Annotated in this window: 13 protein-coding genes; 2 read left to right on the top strand and 11 right to left on the bottom strand. The window is 38.4% G+C overall.

Features of this window, described 5'->3' with window-relative positions:
- Positions 1-29 precede the first annotated feature (29 nt).
- Positions 30-899, bottom strand: a complete 870-nt coding sequence (locus OLW01_RS17575) for a hypothetical protein (protein ID WP_268076808.1) — start codon at positions 897-899, stop codon at positions 30-32.
- Positions 900-1,066: 167 nt separating this feature from the next.
- Here OLW01_RS17575 and OLW01_RS17570 point away from each other — a divergent pair, with 167 nt between their 5' ends.
- Positions 1,067-1,684: a glutathione S-transferase family protein gene (locus tag OLW01_RS17570; protein WP_268076807.1), complete on the top strand. Its 618-nt coding sequence runs from the start codon at positions 1,067-1,069 to the stop codon at positions 1,682-1,684.
- A gap of 146 nt (positions 1,685-1,830) precedes the next feature.
- On the opposite strand, the gene OLW01_RS17565 is transcribed toward OLW01_RS17570, so the two are convergent.
- From OLW01_RS17565 to fdhD, 3 genes are all read right to left on the bottom strand, one after another.
- Positions 1,831-4,941, bottom strand: coding sequence for an ATP-binding protein (locus OLW01_RS17565; protein ID WP_268076806.1), 3,111 nt, complete (start codon positions 4,939-4,941; stop codon positions 1,831-1,833).
- Positions 4,942-5,473: 532 nt separating this feature from the next.
- A complete protein-coding gene (locus tag OLW01_RS17560) occupies positions 5,474-7,783 on the bottom strand; it encodes an FdhF/YdeP family oxidoreductase (protein ID WP_268076805.1) in 2,310 nt (769 codons plus the stop codon).
- The gene (fdhD, locus tag OLW01_RS17555; protein ID WP_268076804.1) at positions 7,776-8,564 is read right to left on the bottom strand and encodes a formate dehydrogenase accessory sulfurtransferase FdhD; all 789 of its coding nucleotides are present in this window, start codon (positions 8,562-8,564) and stop codon (positions 7,776-7,778) included. Before fdhD ends, OLW01_RS17560 begins: the two co-directional genes overlap by 8 nt.
- 174 nt (positions 8,565-8,738) lie before the next feature.
- Here fdhD and OLW01_RS17550 point away from each other — a divergent pair, with 174 nt between their 5' ends.
- Positions 8,739-9,641 carry a LysR family transcriptional regulator gene (locus tag OLW01_RS17550; RefSeq protein ID WP_268076803.1) on the top strand — a complete coding sequence of 301 codons (903 nt, stop codon included), beginning with the start codon at positions 8,739-8,741 and terminating at the stop codon, positions 9,639-9,641.
- Between the two features lie 17 nt (positions 9,642-9,658).
- On the opposite strand, the gene OLW01_RS17545 is transcribed toward OLW01_RS17550, so the two are convergent.
- The 7 genes from OLW01_RS17545 to OLW01_RS17515 all read right to left on the bottom strand — a co-directional run bounded on the left by OLW01_RS17545 (position 9,659) and on the right by OLW01_RS17515 (position 17,365).
- A complete protein-coding gene (locus OLW01_RS17545; RefSeq protein ID WP_268076802.1) occupies positions 9,659-10,405 on the bottom strand; it encodes a DUF3379 family protein in 747 nt (248 codons plus the stop codon).
- A complete protein-coding gene (locus OLW01_RS17540; protein WP_268076801.1) occupies positions 10,398-10,967 on the bottom strand; it encodes a sigma-70 family RNA polymerase sigma factor in 570 nt (189 codons plus the stop codon). The genes OLW01_RS17545 and OLW01_RS17540 overlap by 8 nt, the downstream gene beginning before the upstream one ends.
- A gap of 116 nt (positions 10,968-11,083) precedes the next feature.
- Complete coding sequence (locus tag OLW01_RS17535) at positions 11,084-12,805, bottom strand: BatD family protein (RefSeq protein WP_268076800.1); 1,722 nt, start codon at positions 12,803-12,805, stop codon at positions 11,084-11,086.
- A gap of 5 nt (positions 12,806-12,810) precedes the next feature.
- Complete coding sequence (locus OLW01_RS17530) at positions 12,811-14,781, bottom strand: vWA domain-containing protein (RefSeq protein ID WP_268076799.1); 1,971 nt, start codon at positions 14,779-14,781, stop codon at positions 12,811-12,813.
- Positions 14,774-15,781, bottom strand: a complete 1,008-nt coding sequence (locus OLW01_RS17525) for a vWA domain-containing protein (protein ID WP_268076798.1) — start codon at positions 15,779-15,781, stop codon at positions 14,774-14,776. Before OLW01_RS17525 ends, OLW01_RS17530 begins: the two co-directional genes overlap by 8 nt.
- On the bottom strand, positions 15,774-16,412 hold the full coding sequence (locus tag OLW01_RS17520; protein ID WP_268076797.1) for a DUF4381 domain-containing protein: 639 nt from the start codon (positions 16,410-16,412) through the stop codon (positions 15,774-15,776). Before OLW01_RS17520 ends, OLW01_RS17525 begins: the two co-directional genes overlap by 8 nt.
- Positions 16,412-17,365: a DUF58 domain-containing protein gene (locus OLW01_RS17515; RefSeq protein WP_268076796.1), complete on the bottom strand. Its 954-nt coding sequence runs from the start codon at positions 17,363-17,365 to the stop codon at positions 16,412-16,414. Before OLW01_RS17515 ends, OLW01_RS17520 begins: the two co-directional genes overlap by 1 nt.

The raw sequence follows: 17,365 nt of genomic DNA, 5'->3' as shown, positions 1-17,365 counted from the left end.
CTAAGCCATTTTTTTAATTAAGATACTGCTTATTGATTTAGTGTGAGCCACTTTTTAGCTAATGGATTAATTACACCAGTATTAACCCAAATTTTATCTATTACATTTTGTTTTTTTAAGATAACAATGCCTTTATTTAGTGCCTCAAAAATCTGTTTTGCATTGGGCGCTTGTTTGGTAATGATAAAATGGCGGCTATCAGGAAAAACAATTTTTACACCGGGTAAATTTACGAGTGACATATCTTCAAACTGAAAATTCATTGAGTGACTAAATTCACCAAAGCAAAAATCGGCTCGTTTAGCTAGTAACATTCGATGAATGGAAATTTGATTGGGTGCATCTACTCGAATGGGGGTTATTTTTTCTAGTGCTTGCCAGTCGTAAATCCAATGTTGAGGTGTTATACCGACAAAGTGTTTTAATTGTTTGGCAAGTAGAGTTGGTGGAATGCTTAACAACTGATGATTCCTGGTAGTGAATAAAGCCTTTTCAAATTCATTTTTGGCAAAAATAGGTTCACTGATATAAACGGCTATGTTTTCTGCTTCTTTGCGCCAAACGGTTTCTCCAACTGAGTGAAATCCTTGATTGATTAGAAGCCATAAATTACGAGAATAATTGCCTGATTCTATTATATTTAATTTGTACTCTAGCCCCGATGCTTGCAACGCTTTGCAAAAAATAACGAGTTCAATTGCACTACGCGGTACAAAGTCACCGCTAAATGTGTCTATTTGTGCACAAGATGTATTTTGTGTCCATTTTTGATAAGTCAGGTAAACCGCGTGAGAAACGCTAATATTAATATCTACAGATTTAGCTGTCAGGCAGCCACTAAAAAGCAAACTAAAATTAAACACGAATATGGATATAAAATGACGGTGACGTAAATTCATATATTAACCTTAGACTCACGCGGCTTGGATAATCTTTATTAGACTATAGTCTATTGCTCCAAATTTAAGGACATGAGCGAAAACTTAATTAGAAAAATTTTCGCGTAACCATTGGGTTAAAACAAATCATCCATACATTAATGCTTACATTCAGTTGATTAGTTTTTATGTCAATCGCTATTGATACCACACTTAAAAGGCACTCATTTATGGCTATTACTTTGTACGGCTCGATTCCTTCACCTTATGTTCGCCGGATTAGAATGTTACTTGAAGGACAAGACTATCAGTTTGAAGTTGTTGACTTATACAATGATGAGGCAAGGGCTGAGTACGCTAAACTAAACCCACTAAAAAAAATGCCGATGATGATCAATGGTGAGCAAAAATTATATGACTCTCATGTAATTGCTCAGTATCTTCAGCATAAATTTAATTTAGCGCCACCCAGTTTCGACGAACTTAATTTAGTGAGTGGGGTAGACGCAGTAGTTGACTCGCTGATCGTTATTTTTTATGGCAAGCGATCTGAATTTGAAATTTCTAAAGATAAATTAATTTTTCAATTACAGCTAGAGCGCATTCCTGATGTGTTAACTTGGTTAAATGAGCAAGCTAAGCAGGGCGGGTTTAACCATTGGGGCTATGCCAGTATTGCACTTGTCTCGTTCGTAAATTGGGTAGAATTTAGAAATTTATACGATTTAACACCCTATAAAGATTTATTGGCCGCAGTCGATTTACACCGCGAACGAGCGATTGTGAAATCAACCATGCCAACTTAACTTTTGTGAGTAAAAGACAAAGCCATGGTTTTTACAATCACCTATGGCTTTACCTAAATAAGCTCAATTTAGTTGGGTTTTGTTAGGCGTGTGAATTTTTGTCTTATTTTCTCTAAACTCATATTATAAACAAAGATGGGCACGCTTTAATCACAGTTTTGCCTTTTACGCGCAATATTGAGCCAAGTTTGTACTTTCTTTTCTAGTTCAGCTGCATTAATGGGCTTAGTTAAGTAATCATTCATGCCACTGTTTAAACACTTTTCACGGTCACCTGCCATTGCGCTGGCTGTCATTGCAATGATAGGAATTCCTTTATACAGTTCACCTGCAGCGCCGTTTCTAATTTGTTCGGTTGCACTGTAGCCATCGAGCAACGGCATCTGGCAATCCATTAAAATAAGCAGTGGTGGGTTTTTATCAGCTAATTGAATCAACTGAGCGATTGCATCTTCACCGTGGTTGGCCAGTTTTATATCTAATTGCCATGAATCTAAAATACCCGCGGCAACTGCTTGATTGATCTCATTATCATCAACAATTAAGATTGAAAGCCCTTGGTATTGCGTATTTTGGGATGCTAAAGGGTTTTGCTGAATAAGCTTAGTTTCATCAGACTGACTTTTTAATAATTTACCGATTACCTTAGATAATTCAGCTGGCACAACAGGTTTACCAATATTAAATAAATTATTAGATTGTATATCGCTAATTTTTTGAATGCGTTTGTTCTGATCAGTCATCACAATGCTGGCAATTGGCTTGGTTTGTTTAACTAACAATTGCTGAAGTTGCTTTGTTTTAGTGGTATCCAACGCGTTTTGATTTAATACAACAAATTCATAATCTGCTTGTTTTTCTAACTGTTTTGCAGCGCTGTCTAGATCTGTAAAATCAAATACAACGGCATGCCAACTTTTGAGTAATTCACTGATCGCTTGGCGACTTGATTCATTTTGATCGATTAGCACAAATGCTAAATTTGAAATGTTTAGAGTTGGAATTTCAGCGAGTTTAGGTTTGTCTGCACGTTTTAACTTTAAGCTAAAGGTAAAGGTACTGCCTTTACCTTCTACGCTGTGTAGTTCAATATCACCGTTCATCAATTCACATAACTGTCGGGTAATTGATAAACCTAAACCAGTACCGCCATATTTACGTGTGGTGCTATTATCAGCCTGTGAAAATGAATTAAATAATAGTGCTTGTTTATCAGCTGAAATCCCTATGCCCGTATCTTTTACTGAGCAAATAAATTCAACCGTTTTGGCATCGATAATCTTACTACTGGCCGATAATACAATTTCACCTTGGTCAGTAAACTTAGTTGCATTGTTAATTAAATTAATTAAAATTTGCTGAAGTCGATGATAATCACCAATTACAATTTGTTGTTCAATGTCAGCCGCGTCGAAAACAAATTCTATGCCTTTTTCTTGAATTTTTAATGCCATTGAAACAGCTAATTCGCTTAATACATTTAAGACATTAAATTCAACCTCTTCTAAATCGAGTTTACCGGCTTCTATCTTACTAAAATCGAGAATATCGTTAATGAGTGCAGTTAGGTTAGAAGCACTCAGTTCTGCCATTTTAAGGTAGTTTTGCTGTCTTTCAGTTAATGGATCTTGTTTTATCAGTTTTAGCATGCCATAAATACCATTCATTGGCGTGCGAATTTCATGGCTCATGTTAGCCACAAAACTGCTCTTGGCATGATTTGCTGAGACGGCTTCATTACGGGCAATTTCGAGCTCTTGGGTGCGCTCTAAAACTTGTTGTTCAAGTGAACTGTTTAAGCTTTGTATTTTATTTTCGTTATCTTTTTGCTCGGTTATATCTCGGATAATGGCCGCTATCCCTTTAAGCTTTCCGTTTAAATAAATAGGAGATAAAGTCACGGCTATGATGCGGTGTATATTATTATCAGTGGTGATAGATTGCTCAAAACTTGCCTGTTTTTCGCCATCCTGAATCGCTTTAATGCCATCAACTAGCGGCCCAGTATGGGAATCTGCATGCGTTAAATCAACTAAACTGGTACTGCTCTCAAGCGTTATTCTGTTTCCAAATATAGTGACAGCGGCATGGTTCCACGCTTTTATAATGCCTTTGTTGTCCATTGAAATTATGGCATCTGACGAGCTGTCAATAATAGCTGCATGTTTTGCTTGAGTTGCGTTTAAATTTATACTGTTACGAATATTAGTTTGGTAAAACATTAATAAAATAATAATAACCAAATAAATAATAGAAACGCTAATAACTGAATTTTGTGCCCGCTGATAAATAAGCTGGTTAAGCTTTTCATCACTTAGTGCGACAATGACTTTTAGTTGACGGCCATTGATATAATTGTCTAGCTCTATATGTCGGCTTAAGATATACCAAGGTTGCTGAGTTTGTTGTTGAATGACTTTAGTTAAAGCCGAGTCTTGGTTTTGTAAAGTTGAAAATTGCGATTGCCATGTAGCCGGCTGGTTTAAATTAAATCCAAAGTCGAATTGGCTATTAGGGTGAATAATAAATTGATCATCTTTGTTTAATAAATACATCGATAAATAATCAGGTAGTTCACTCTTTAATTGGTTGAGCATATCGTCGGCGTTAAAATTAATAACAACCAAACCAAAAAAGTTCTTATTGCTATCATAAACCGGCATAGATGAACGAAAGGTGGGCCAATAAGGATATTCTACTTGATTAAATTCTTGATTCAGTTCTAAGTCACTAATGTAGGTTTGGCTGGGCTTAAGCTGGCTCGTTTCGATAAAATAATTTTTATTGCCTTTTTGCTGCATATCTTCATCTTTGATGATATGAATTCCGTCAATTTTTCGGTCAAGTCGAATCAACTCACGGCCATTATCGGCAGCACCAATATAACGAATTTGGGCAACATTAGGGTAATTTAATAAAAAACCTTTAAAAATGGTTTCTAGCCTTTTATGCCAAATGCTGATGGCTGTTTTATTTTTGGGGTCAACGCCTTGGTTTTCTGTGGCCCTTATAATACCGGAGATAGGCGGCAATATTTTTAGAAAACGAGCATATTGTCTTGCACGAAATAGCTCTTGTTCGAGCTGATCTTTTCGCATATCCAGTTGGGTTTGCATTTCATGCTGAACTTCTTTAGTTACATCTTGCTTAACTTGATTGATTAAGAAAAACAGCAAAATAGCAGAAATTAGTGTAGAAAACGCGATAGCGCCAGCAAAAAAATGCCTGAGTGAAGAGGTCTTAGAGGTAATTAGCATGGCTTGTTCAATGTATCCATTGTGTTTCTACTTCTTATAATCGTAACTATAGATAAAAATAACAAATATTACCTTCAATTGCTGCTACTTTTGCGTAATTGTTTGTAAACTTGTGTTATTGGGTACTATCAAGCCTAAATTAACCTTAACTTGGTTTACTGAATATGTTTCAAGCGGCCTTTTTGCATGGGGACCGCGTTAAATTCCCTTGCATACGATCCCATGGATAGGGGAGGTAGAGCGACGTTGGAATCAAAGCTAAGGCTAGATATTGATGCGTGAATTTGCCTTGGCCACGCAAAAAATACTCGTTAGAAACCATGCAGAGCGATAAGGTTAAATCATTCAATTCGTTAGAATACACCTTAATACGAATTGAGGTAAATTAAGGTAAAAGTTTGAAAAATGAGGGCAGATACACAGTCATTTATTTAGAGGGAGATAATAATCTACGGCTGCCAAGCACGTTAGCTTGGTCAGCTGTGAATTTGCCCTAAAATTACTTCAAGCTACAAATATCGAGTTAAAAGCGCTATAAAGATTGTAGCTTAATTGATTGCGATTCAGTCGCTTTCAAAATAACAGGAATCGATTTAGAGGTTGGCGTTTGTGAATCAATACCAACACTCTCTATAGGTACTAAAGGGTTTGTTTCAGGGTAATAAGCGGCCAAGTTGCCAGCGGGAATATCATAAAATACTAAACTAAAATTCTTTACTTGACGAGTTTTGTTATCGTTACAAATAGATTGAATATCTACCAGCTGTTCTTCAGTTAAATTAAGCGCTTGTGCATCTTTGGGATTAATAAAAAGTACATTACGCTTGCCTTTTATACCTCTGTATCTGTCATCCATGCCATAAACAGTTGTATTGTACTGATCGTGCGAGCGCAAACTTTGTAATACAAAAACAGTTTGCTGGTTTTGGGCACTAATGGCTTTAGCTTGGCTGGAACAATCTGAAATGACTGATTGAGGTAACTGACTGGCATTAAACCGAGCACGTTTGCTGGGTGTATTCCATTTAAGATTGGCCGCACTATTATGTAAATGAAAGCCGGCTGGTTGTTCTATTTTTTGATTAAGATCCTTGAAACCATCAATGGTATTTTCAATTAAGACTCGAACTTTAGCATAATCATCGCGTAAACTGAGCCAATCTAGCGAGCTCTTGTTATTACCTAAAGTAGCATGTGCTATTTGCGCCACAATATCAGTTTCAGACAAACATAATTTAGAAATAGGTTCACTCATACCGGTAGAGGCGTGTACCATACTAAAGGTATCTTCCACTGTTATTTTTTGTAAACCCGCCTGTTGCACATCTAATTCAGTTCGACCTAAACAAGGTAAAATAAGTCCATCCGTTGACACCATAAGATGGCTGCGATTTAACTTAGTGCTAATTTGTACATTAAGCTCTGCATTTTGCATTGCTTTGTATGTAAAGTCTGTATCAGGGGCCGCCGCTGCTAAATTGCCGCCTAATGCAATTAAAACTTTACTTTGTTTTTGCGCTAGCGCTTTTAAAGCTTGATATACATTATGTCCGGCTTCTCGTATAAAAGCTCGCTTAAAATAGCGCTCTAAGTTGTCAATAAATTCTGCACTGGGTTTTTCATTTATCCCCATAGTGCGGTTGCCCTGAACATTGCTATGACCGCGTACTGGGCAGAGTCCAGCGCCTGCTTTACCCATTTGGCCGGTGAGCAAATGTAGGTTTACAATTTCTTGAATAGTGTCCACCGAATGCTTGTGTTGGGTTATGCCCATTGCCCAACAGCTAATAACCCGTTCACTATTGGCGAACACTTTTGCGGCTTGAGTAATTTCAGCTTGGCTTAATCCAGATTGTATTTCAATTGTGGCCCAATTGGTGATTTTTATGGTTTGCAGATAGTCATTGAATGCTTGGGTATGTTGTTCAATAAATGAGAGGTTAACTGCGTTTGGCTCGTTTTCAATTATATATTTTGCCATGCCGCGAATAGCGGCCATATCGCCACCCAGCTTGGGGGTTAAATATTGGTGACTAATTTGGGTAGCGGCGGGGGTCAACAGTTCTGTAGGCGACTGTGGGCTGGCAAATTTTTCAAGCGCGACTTCTTTTAAATTATTAAAGCTAACAATTTTACTACCTTTTTTAGCGGATTTTCGCAGTGCGTTCATCATTCTTGGATGATTTGTTCCTGGATTTTGACCAAATACAAAAATGGCGTTTGCTTGGTCAAAATCATTTAATACCACTGTACCTTTACCGACACCTATGGCTTTGTTTAAGGCAATACCACTAGCTTCGTGACACATGTTGGAACAATCGGGCAAATTATTTGTGCCATAAAAGCGGGCAAATAACTGGTATAAATAGGAGGCTTCGTTACTGGCTCGACCAGATGTATAAAATTCAGCCTGATGCGGTGTTTCTAAGCTGTTGAGCTTATCTGCGATGAGTTTAAAAGCTTGTTGCCAAGAAATAGGCTCATAATGACCTGTTTGCTTATTGTAGCGCATGGGTTCAGCTAAACGGCCTTGATATTCAAGCCAGTAATCACTTTTTTGGGCAAGTTGTTTAACGGAATATTTTGCAAAAAATGCAGAGTCGACAATTTTGTTGGTGGCTTCCCAAGCTACGGCTTTAGCGCCATTTTCACAAAATTGAAATTTGCCTTCCTTACTGTCACCCCAAGCACATCCGGGGCAATCAAAACCATCAGTTTGGTTTACTCGTAGTAAATTTTTTATATTATCTTTTGCTCTGTGGCTTTGTAACACATGTTTAAAACTAGACTGAACTGAAGCAAATCCGCCGGCTTTTTGAGGTTTTTTATGTAGTTTAGACATGAATTGCTCCATTTGATGAAGGGGGTTGCATATTAGAATAAATAATCGCTGAATCCTGTTTTGGGATATGGATTAGGTTTAAGTTATGTTCGAGCGCACGTTCAACCGCTAGTCGGCTGGGTGAAGCCAAACTAATTAAGTTTTGGGCGCCAAATAAAATGGCTTTATTGATTAATTCGCTACTGCAACGGCTGGTTACGAGTAACGACTCACAGCGTTGTTTTTGCCGTAGCATAGCACCAATGAGTTTATCTAACGCATTGTGACGACCTAAATCTTCTCTACAAAGTTGAATTTGCGCCTGTGCATTTAAGCCAAATGCTGCGTGTATTGCGCCTGTGGTTTTCGCTTTTATTTGGTGTTGCTGCATTTGTTGTTTTAGGTGAGATAAATTCGTTAATTGAACGGGTGCTTTGGGGCTCAATTTAGGGAATTTGGGTAAAGCTTGTTTGATAGCCGTTACGCCACAAATACCGCATCCAGTATTACCTGCTAGTTGCCTTTTATTGTGTTTAAGCATTTCAAAGCAACGGTTTGCGACTGTGATTTCTATATTCATTCCTTGCGAAGAAGGGCTTAAATTAATGTCATGCACATCGTAAATATGAGCAATAATAGACTCGGTTAGTAAAAAACCTATTGCAAAGTCTTCATAATCATCAGGCGTCATCATCATTACGGCATAATTAATTCCGTTAATGTTGATGGCGGTTGCGACCTCTTCCACTAAATGGCAAAGGTTAGAGTTAACTTTGTAGGTTGGCGGATTATGTTGTGTCATCTGATCCAAGGGTCAAATAATTTGATTTAAGTTTAGTTAATTCGGCCAGCTAAAACCAATGAAAGATATCGATAGACTGATAGATAAAATCTATCATTATGATATATTTTAATAGATTAATGACTGTAATTTTTAACCCCCAAATTCAACACAGCGACGGCCGTAAACAATAAAATGAATATTAAACAGTTAAATTATTTTTATGAACTGGCACAAACCAAACACTTTGCTAAAGCCGCTAAGGCTTGTCATGTTACGCAACCTACTTTATCTGCCAGTATTGCTAATTTAGAAAAAACCATGGGTACGGAGCTGGTTGTTCGGCGGAGTCAATTTGTTGCCTTAACTCAAGCAGGCCAAATTGTGTTGGCGTATGCTGAAAAAATTTTGCAGGAGCAAGCTGCTTTAAAACAAGCTCTAACCGCTTTTAATGGCACTTTAAGTGGCCAGTTGCGCATTGGAATAGTGCCGCAGTCTAATGTAGATATAATGCCAATTATTCAGCGTTTTAATCAGCATTATCCTCAAATGAAAATTAAGCTGAATGTGACGACCAATAATGAGCTCATTACTCAATTAGAGCAGCATCAAATAGATATAGGATTAGGTTTTAATGATGGTTTAACTCAGGTGCAGTATCGACATTTTAATGTTTACCCGCAAGGCAATCCTCAAATGGCGGTCTTGTTTGCAGAAAATTTAAACACAAATATAAAGAAAATTACACCAGCTCAGTTACCTAATGTTAACGCCCAGCTGAACTTAGTTGATTTACATTTGTTGCCATTAGTTTTGCTCAGTCAAAATATGCAATTTAGGCAGTACATTGATAATGCATTGGCAAAAAGTGAATTAGATTTTAACATTTTGCTAGAAACAGATTCATTGTTTCATTTAGTGAGCGCGGTAAAACAGGGGATTGGATGTGCAATTGTGAGTACCGGAATTGCACATTCGGTTTATCAAATGTTTGATATCCACTACCAGTTGATAAAAGGAATAGATTCTGGCGAAACCGTATTTATCACCAGAGCGCAAATGACACCGGCAATCGATGCCTTTATTGCGTTGCTCTAATCAACTCAAACAGCAGCCTAAGCCTGCCATTTGAGTTGTTGTTCAAACTGATGTTGAATTTGTTTTAAGTTTTCTTGTTTATCACTAATGTACATTAGATCGGCAGTAGGGTAGCGCTGCCCTTTTCCTTTGTACAAATCATCTTTTATATCGGGCAGTTCAGACATTGAATGATTTGGGTGCATAATAAAAATATTAACCAAACCTGCATTCCCTTGAACAATTAAATGTAAGGCGCGTATATTTTTCAACTGGCAAAAATTAACCGAGCGAACAATACCAAAAGAATCGTTTAATTGAGCGCCATAAAGGCTTAACTTTTGATTAATGCTAGCTAAGCTTACCTGAGCATTTTGCATGGCCTGTGGGCTTTGAAAATGGCGGGTAATATCCTGATGCGTGTGCTCTAACATTAAATTAGTTAACTCAGTGGTGGCGTTAGTTGATAATCCAGGTAAATTAACCTGAGCTACATTTAAACTCAAACCCACCATAAAGGCTATTGAAGCTGCAATTGCAAGATGCCAACGACTACGTTTTTTATCATTTTGCTTATGTTTATCAAGGGTTTGTTTTAAAATAATTTTACTGGCTAAGTTATCCGGCACATCGACTTGATAAGCTTGCTCTAATTTTTGTTCAAATGACAGCATTTCATCTGCAAATTGACGTTTGTTAGGATCAGCTAAAATGGCTTGTTTAACCTCGCTATTATGCTCTTTGGGAGATGCATATAATTGTCGTCTAAATTCTAAATCATCCATTAGAAGACCTCGTTACTCTAGGTTGCGCTTCAACAGCTTCTTTTAGCATGTTTCTAGCTCGAAATAATCTTGTCATAACCGTGTTTTTGTTTAGGTTGAGTAAGTCAGCAATTTCTTCACCACTAAATCCACCGACTACCTGCATTAACAGTGGTTCGCTGTATTCAGCTGGTAATTGATTGATTTGGCGGCGCAACCAAGCTTGTTCGGTATTTTGTTCGTTTGTTAAACTATGTTCGTCGACAATTGATTGGGTTTCTACATCGGCCATATCAAATTGTTTACGTTCAAATCGTCTGGCATTTTCACGGCGTAAAATGGTAATTAGCCAAGACTTTGCGGCTTTATCATCTTGTAAGCTATCCAAACTACGCCATGCACGCAAAAAAGCTTCTTGCGTGATATCTTCGGCAATGTGTTGATCTCTAGTTAACCAAAAAGCATATCGGTAAATATCTTTATGGTAAGCCTGTACTAGTGCTTCGTATTTGAACTGTTTTTTGCTCATATCAGAATTGACCTGACAAGCTGGCTTTTTCTTTCGTAAAAAATCCACAATCATAGGCGTAGCCATTTTTTTAAGGAAAGGTGCTTTGTTAGAGTTTAGCTGACCATGGTGCACTCAAGCAAAGATATTTGTTTAAGTGCACCATTAAATTGAACCAAAGTCAGCAAACGTTATGGATTAAGTTTGGCTAAATGAGTATTAGGCTGCTGTTTAGTAAGTTGGGTTTGGCGGATTTTTTTAAGCTCTATCAGCAAGGCTTGCGCTTGCCAATGATTACCTTGCGGTGAAAATCGACTGGCTTGCATTGCATTTATTTGCTCGTTCACGTTTGGATTATCTAATTGTGCTAATGCTTGATGGCTTGTGGCAATTGGGGTTTGGTAAATTGCCGCAACCCATATTGGCAATTGAGTTTGAATTTGTTCAATTTGATTCTTTTGACAAGCTTTTTGTAATCTAGACCAAGCTAGTTTTTCTGATTGGCTGTGATCGTTGACGTGGCCTACATCAGATTTATCTTTTTGTTTATTAAATAAGACCCACAATAGGCCACCTAAAGTGATTAACCATAGACTTACGAATAAAATAACTAAATAGTTTAATGACCATGCACTGACGGGGGCGGGCGAAGCCGGTGTTAGGGTTCTATCATCTTGTGTATCTGGTTCGGCTGAATTAGATAACTCTGTATCAGCCTGATTCGGGGCTGGCGGTGTCATAATTTGAGCGGGTTGAGTTGGCGTCGACGCCATACTAGGATTTGCGACCACGTTAATGGTTTGCGCATCAACTTGAGTTGTTTGCATTTTTTCGGTTTTGGTATTCCACCAGGTTATTTCTATAGCGGGTAACGTGACGCTGCCGGCTTGACTCGGAATAAGCGCTTGAGTCTCTACACGTTGTGAAATGTATTGATCCCCTCTTAAATTAGTTCTGACTTCAGCTTGATCCGGGTACACTTTAATATCAGCCGGATATTGAGCATTAATCTCAGGTAGCTGCTCTTCGCTTACATCTAGCGCTGACAAAGTAATGACGCGGGTGATAGGTTCCCCGACATAATATTCTTGCTGTTTTGGCTCAAGTTCACTGTTTAGCATGACCATTTCAGACGGTAACCAATGGCCGACATAATGATTAGGTATGGCTTTTACATTTAAAGTTTGATCAGGCCCGACACGTGAAATTGTTTTGGTGCGGTTAAAGCCAAATTGGCGACGAGCATTTTCGACCACTTCTGCCTGAAATACTGGACTTTGTATAGAAAACTGACCACTACGTTGTGGAATAACTTTATAAGTTCGCTCAATTACGCGATAAGCCACCCCATTAATAATTTTGTCGTACTCTTTATCTTTGCCTTCTTGTTCAACCAAAGCGCCTTCAATTTCTGGCTGCGTTAAACTCCCACTTGAGATTTGAACAGAGAGAAATAAGCGGGTGGTGTAGGTGACTTGCTGCTGTAACCAAACATCGTTTTGGCTTAGTTCAGTTTCAACATAAATGCGTTTATTGTCGTCAGTTGAGCTGGCGTTTTGGGTAACTTGCAAACTAATAGGATTTGAACTGATCCCTTGATAGCTAAATTCTGGAATGGTTAAGTTGCCCGCCTTTTTAGGCATCAAACGTGTGGTAAAACGGGTAATTCGGGTAGTTTTAAAATTAATCATTCGAGTTTCAGAGCTGACCGAGGTGCCTAATAAACGAAAGTTAGATTCTAAAACACTAAAATCAAAAGCATCGCTGTCAACTTTATCATCAACGGCTATAACAAGATCGACTGATTCGTTCAGTTGAATTGGATTTTCGTTGACACTGGCAGTGACTCGAGACAAGGCAGCAGCATTAAAACTCAATAAAGCGCTGGCGCAAATTATTATTATATTAGTCATTCGATTTACCAAGGCTGTGTTACTCCTTTAGGTGCGTTACTTCTACGTCGTTTTTCGTATTCAAGTTGCATTTTTCGACGGATTAAATAAGAAGGATCGTCTTCTACTTTATTGAGTAGTTGACGGTATATTTCATTTTTTTCTTGTTCGGCTCTTTGCTCAGGGGTGAGCTCGCGTGGTTGAGCTGTTACTTGTTCGTTTTCGCTTTGTTTACCGTTTTGTTCACCGTTTTGTGACGGCGCAGGTTGGGCTTGCGGTTGTTGCGCAGAATCAGTGTTTTGTTCATTGGATTCAGATTCTGATTGCGTTTGTTGCTGTTCTTGTTCTTGTTGTTCAGCCATATCTTGGGCTGAGCGGTGTGATTGATTATTTTGCTCTTGCGAATTTTGCTGATCTTGGTTTTGTGATTGCTCAGAGTTTTGTTCCGAATGTTGCTCTGAGCTTTGATTTTGTTCTGAATTATTTTGTTGATCTTGGCTTTGACCGTTTTGGTCGTTATTTTGCTCTTGTGAATTCTGGCTTTGCTGACCTTGATTGTTTTGTTCAGAATTTTGATCCGAGTTCTGATCTGAGTTTTGCTCAGAATTTTGATCTGAGTTTTGTTGCTGTTCTTGCTGTTGCTTCAATTTTTCAGCTAATGCTTTATTATTTTTTGCTTTTTCAAAGTCAGGCTGCTGTTTTAATGCCTGTTCATAGGTTTCAATGGCTTTATCAAGCTCACCCAAATTAGCATAAGCATTGGCTTTATTATAAAGTGCATCAGCGTCGTTTAAATTGTCGTAAGCTTCAATCGCTTTTTCGTATTGGCCTTGTTTAAATAAAGCTGCCGCTTTTAATTTTTTGTCTTCAGCTAACTCCGATGCTTGCTCAAAATTAGATGATTTTAAAGCTTCATAAGCTTGTTGATCTCGCGTTGAAAACGCATTATCTAACGGGTTGGCGCTTACTTTAAAGCTGGTTGGTACACTTAAAAAGCCAACAAGGACCAGATAAATTAAACCTTTTCTAAAAGCATAAGCGGCTAAAGGCAACAGCGCTAATACAAACCAAGGGCCAGCTTCTTGCCACTGGTCGCCTAACTTATGTTTTGCTTGTTCCTGTTTTATTTTTTCTGCACTTTGCATTTTACTAATGAGTGTTTCTATATCATTGTCGCCTGCGCTAATGTCTTGGTAATAGCCTTGGTTAATTTTGCTAAGTTGTTTGAGCTGATTATTATGCAACTTCGGCACTACAATGCTGCCTCTGGCGTCTTTTAATAACTCGCCAGTTTGTAACTTTATTGGAGCGCCTTCTTGTGTGCCTACACCTAAAGTTAATAGGCGGTATTGGGTATCTGCGATCGTTTTTTGAATTGAACTATATTCATCGCTATGTATCCCGTCGGTTAACCAAAAAATATCACCTTGCTGATAGCCGGCTTGGCTTAATAATTCAACTGCTTGATCAATTGCTAATAAGCCGTTGCTACCCATCACAGGCATTATTTCGGGCGATAAGCTTGGAATTTGGTTAATAATATTTTTGTTGTCAGGCGTTAAAGGGCTAATGGTAAACGCATCACCAGCATAAGCAATCAAACCTAAATCGCCTTCTTTAATTTGGCGGGCAATTTCAATGGCTTTAAAGCGAGCCATCGTTAAGCGATCTGGTTTAATATCGTCTGATCGCATAGACATAGATAAATCCAATACGATGACTTTACCAGCTTGGGCTTCAAATACGGGTTGAGGTTGTTTTTGCCATGTCGGCCCAGCTAGTGCAATTACGCTAATAAGCCAAGTGATGGCAATTAATAATACAGGCAAAGGCGCTTTTTGCTCTGAACCAACCAATAAATGATTAGCTAGATGATTAGGTAAAATATTTAACCAACCTGAGCTATTAAGCTTGATATGTCTTAATGACCAAATAATCGCGATAAGTGGGATTAGTGCGAAAAACCAATAAGGACGTAAAAAATGAAAATCAGCCATGTTTTATAAAACCTCGATTTAAAACATTAATAAGGATGGGCTGAACGGCAAGCAGAGCCGATAGTAATAAGGCGATAGCCAGCGGCCAATAAAAAAGTGCGGTGAGTGGTCGCATCTGCAAACTTTCATCGCTAATAGGTTCTAGTTTATTCAATTCTTGATAAATTTGATTAAGTGATTCGGCATCTCTAGCTCTAAAGTATCGGCCACCGGTTTCTTCGGCCAGTTGGCTGAGCATATTTTCGTCTAAATCGCGTGATGGATTTTGTTTTCTGTAGCCAAAAAAGCTTTGGACCATCATTTCGTCTGCACCTACACCAATGGTATATATTTTTATACCTTGTTGTTTGGCTAACTCAAGTGCTTGCATAGGTTCTAGTTGACCCGACGTGTTTTGACCATCGGTTAATAAGACTAATATTTGATTACTTTTCTCTTTTTTATCAAAACGTTTTGCTGCCAAACCAATAGCATCACCAATTGCGGTTTTATCGCCGACTAAACCAATAACAGTTTCGTTTAACATTTGTGTGACGGTTTGTTTATCAAAGGTAAGTGGAGTTTGGAGATAAGCGGTATCTGCAAACAAAATAAGCCCGAGTCGGTCACCTTCGCGGCGTTTAATAAAGTCATGCATAACACTTTTAATCATAACTAAGCGATCAACGGTTTGGCCCTGTACTTTCATATCTTCAATTTGCATTGATCCAGACAAATCAACCGCCAACATTAAATCACGGCCTTCGGTCGGCATGTTGATTGGCTCTCCTAACCATTGTGGACGCGCAGCAGCTGTCACTAATAAAATCCATATTAGGCTTGCAAAAAATAATTTAACTTTAGATTTTTGCGCAGTATTTTGCGCATTTGGTAATTGATGGAAATTTAAAATAGGTGCTTTTAATGCAGCTGACTGCTGGTTTTGCACCGCGGGTAATAATCGCATTAAAAATGGTAATAGCAATAAAAAAAAGCTGAGAGGCCAAGCAAATTCAAACATGTTTTGCCTCCCCTGAAAGCTCATTGTTAATGGTGTTTTTAGTAGATACTTGTTTGATTTTTATTTGCTTAATATACTGAGTAATTAGCATTTTATCATCGTTAGTGATTAATTTATTCGGTTGATAAAGTGACTGACTAAATTGCGAAAGTGACTGGTTAAATGTAGCTTTTTTAGCCGTCGGTAGCTGGGCAAGCAAAAAGGTTAACCAAGTTTTACCACTTAACTGTGCGACTTGCTGGCGAGGATAATAACTTAACATGGTTTGTTTTAACAATTGATTTAACTCAATGGTTGTGGCACTGGCTGGCAATTGGTTAATCAGTTTAATTGCTTGTTTTTTAGCGCGTTTTTTTTGTTGATGCTGAACTAAAAAATAAATAAATGCAGCTAGAGCGATTAAGCTAATTGCAATAACAACCCACCAGCCCCAAGCTAAAGGCCACCAAGAAATCGGGTCTGGCATTTGTAAATCTTTAAATGCAGCCATAGGGTCGCTTGCTTGTGCAGGATTTGCTAATCCAGCCGCATTTGGGTCGATAGCTGAATTTTGCAATTGTGCTGTTGGAGACAAGGTATTTTGAGTGCCAGTTGACTGAGCAGCTAAAGTAGAGTTTGCATTGCTTGGCATTATAACTGCTCCTCTAATGGCAGGGCAGATGAAATATCGGTAAGCGGACAACGGCAACGCGCCAGTTGTTTTTGTTGTTGCTGCATAAAATTTAACGCTTCTTGTTGATATTTTAGCGCTTCTTTTTTGTCTCCAAGTACAATATTACCGCTGGTATTTTGATTTTGCTGGTTGCTTTGAACTTTGAGCACTTGGCGGATATTCACGTTAGGCAATGCTAGTTCAAGTGGGTCGAATATACGGTATGCTTGCAACTGGCAATGTTGGCCTAATAAACTGAGTTGCTTAACGGCCGCCTCGTTTAATTGTTGAAAGTCGCTTATGATAATCACTAGACTGCCGGGTTTAGCCAACCGGCGTAATCTTGCGCAGGCTTGACTAAAATCAAGTGGATCAGGAGTAACTTTAGCCTGCTCTGAAGTTAAAGCGTCAAGTGCATGAATATAATGTAATACGCCCGATTGACGACTTTTTGGTTTAAGCTCAACATGCTGCTGATGGCTAAACACTAACCCTCCAAGTCGATCTCCACGTTGTTTTATATTCCAGCTTAAGAGCGCAGCTAAATGAGAGGCTTGCACCGATTTATACAAAAGCTGGCTACCAAATTGCATTGATTCAGACAAGTCAGTCAAAATAAAAACGGGCCGTTCGCGTTCTTCTCTAAATAACTTTGTATGAGTTTTACCCGTACGAGCGGTTACCCGCCAATCAATCATTCTAATATCATCGCCGGGTTGATAGTGACGAACTTCATCAAACTCCATGCCACGGCCTTTATGTTGAGATACATACTGACCAGACAAATGCGCTTTTTGGGCTTGTTTAGGGGCTAAATTTTTGAGTAACGCAGTTTTACCACGATAATAAAGTAACTCGTGTTTAGCAGCATTAACCCCATTGGCTTTTAGCTGTTTTAACCAAGCCAAGTGCGGATGTATTTTTTTTATCAT

The organism is Catenovulum adriaticum (genome assembly GCF_026725475.1).
In the GTDB taxonomy this organism is placed as follows: Bacteria; Pseudomonadota; Gammaproteobacteria; order Enterobacterales; family Alteromonadaceae; genus Catenovulum; species Catenovulum adriaticum.
Note: the sequence above shows the minus strand (reverse complement) of the source record. Positions and strands in the feature narration are given on the sequence as shown.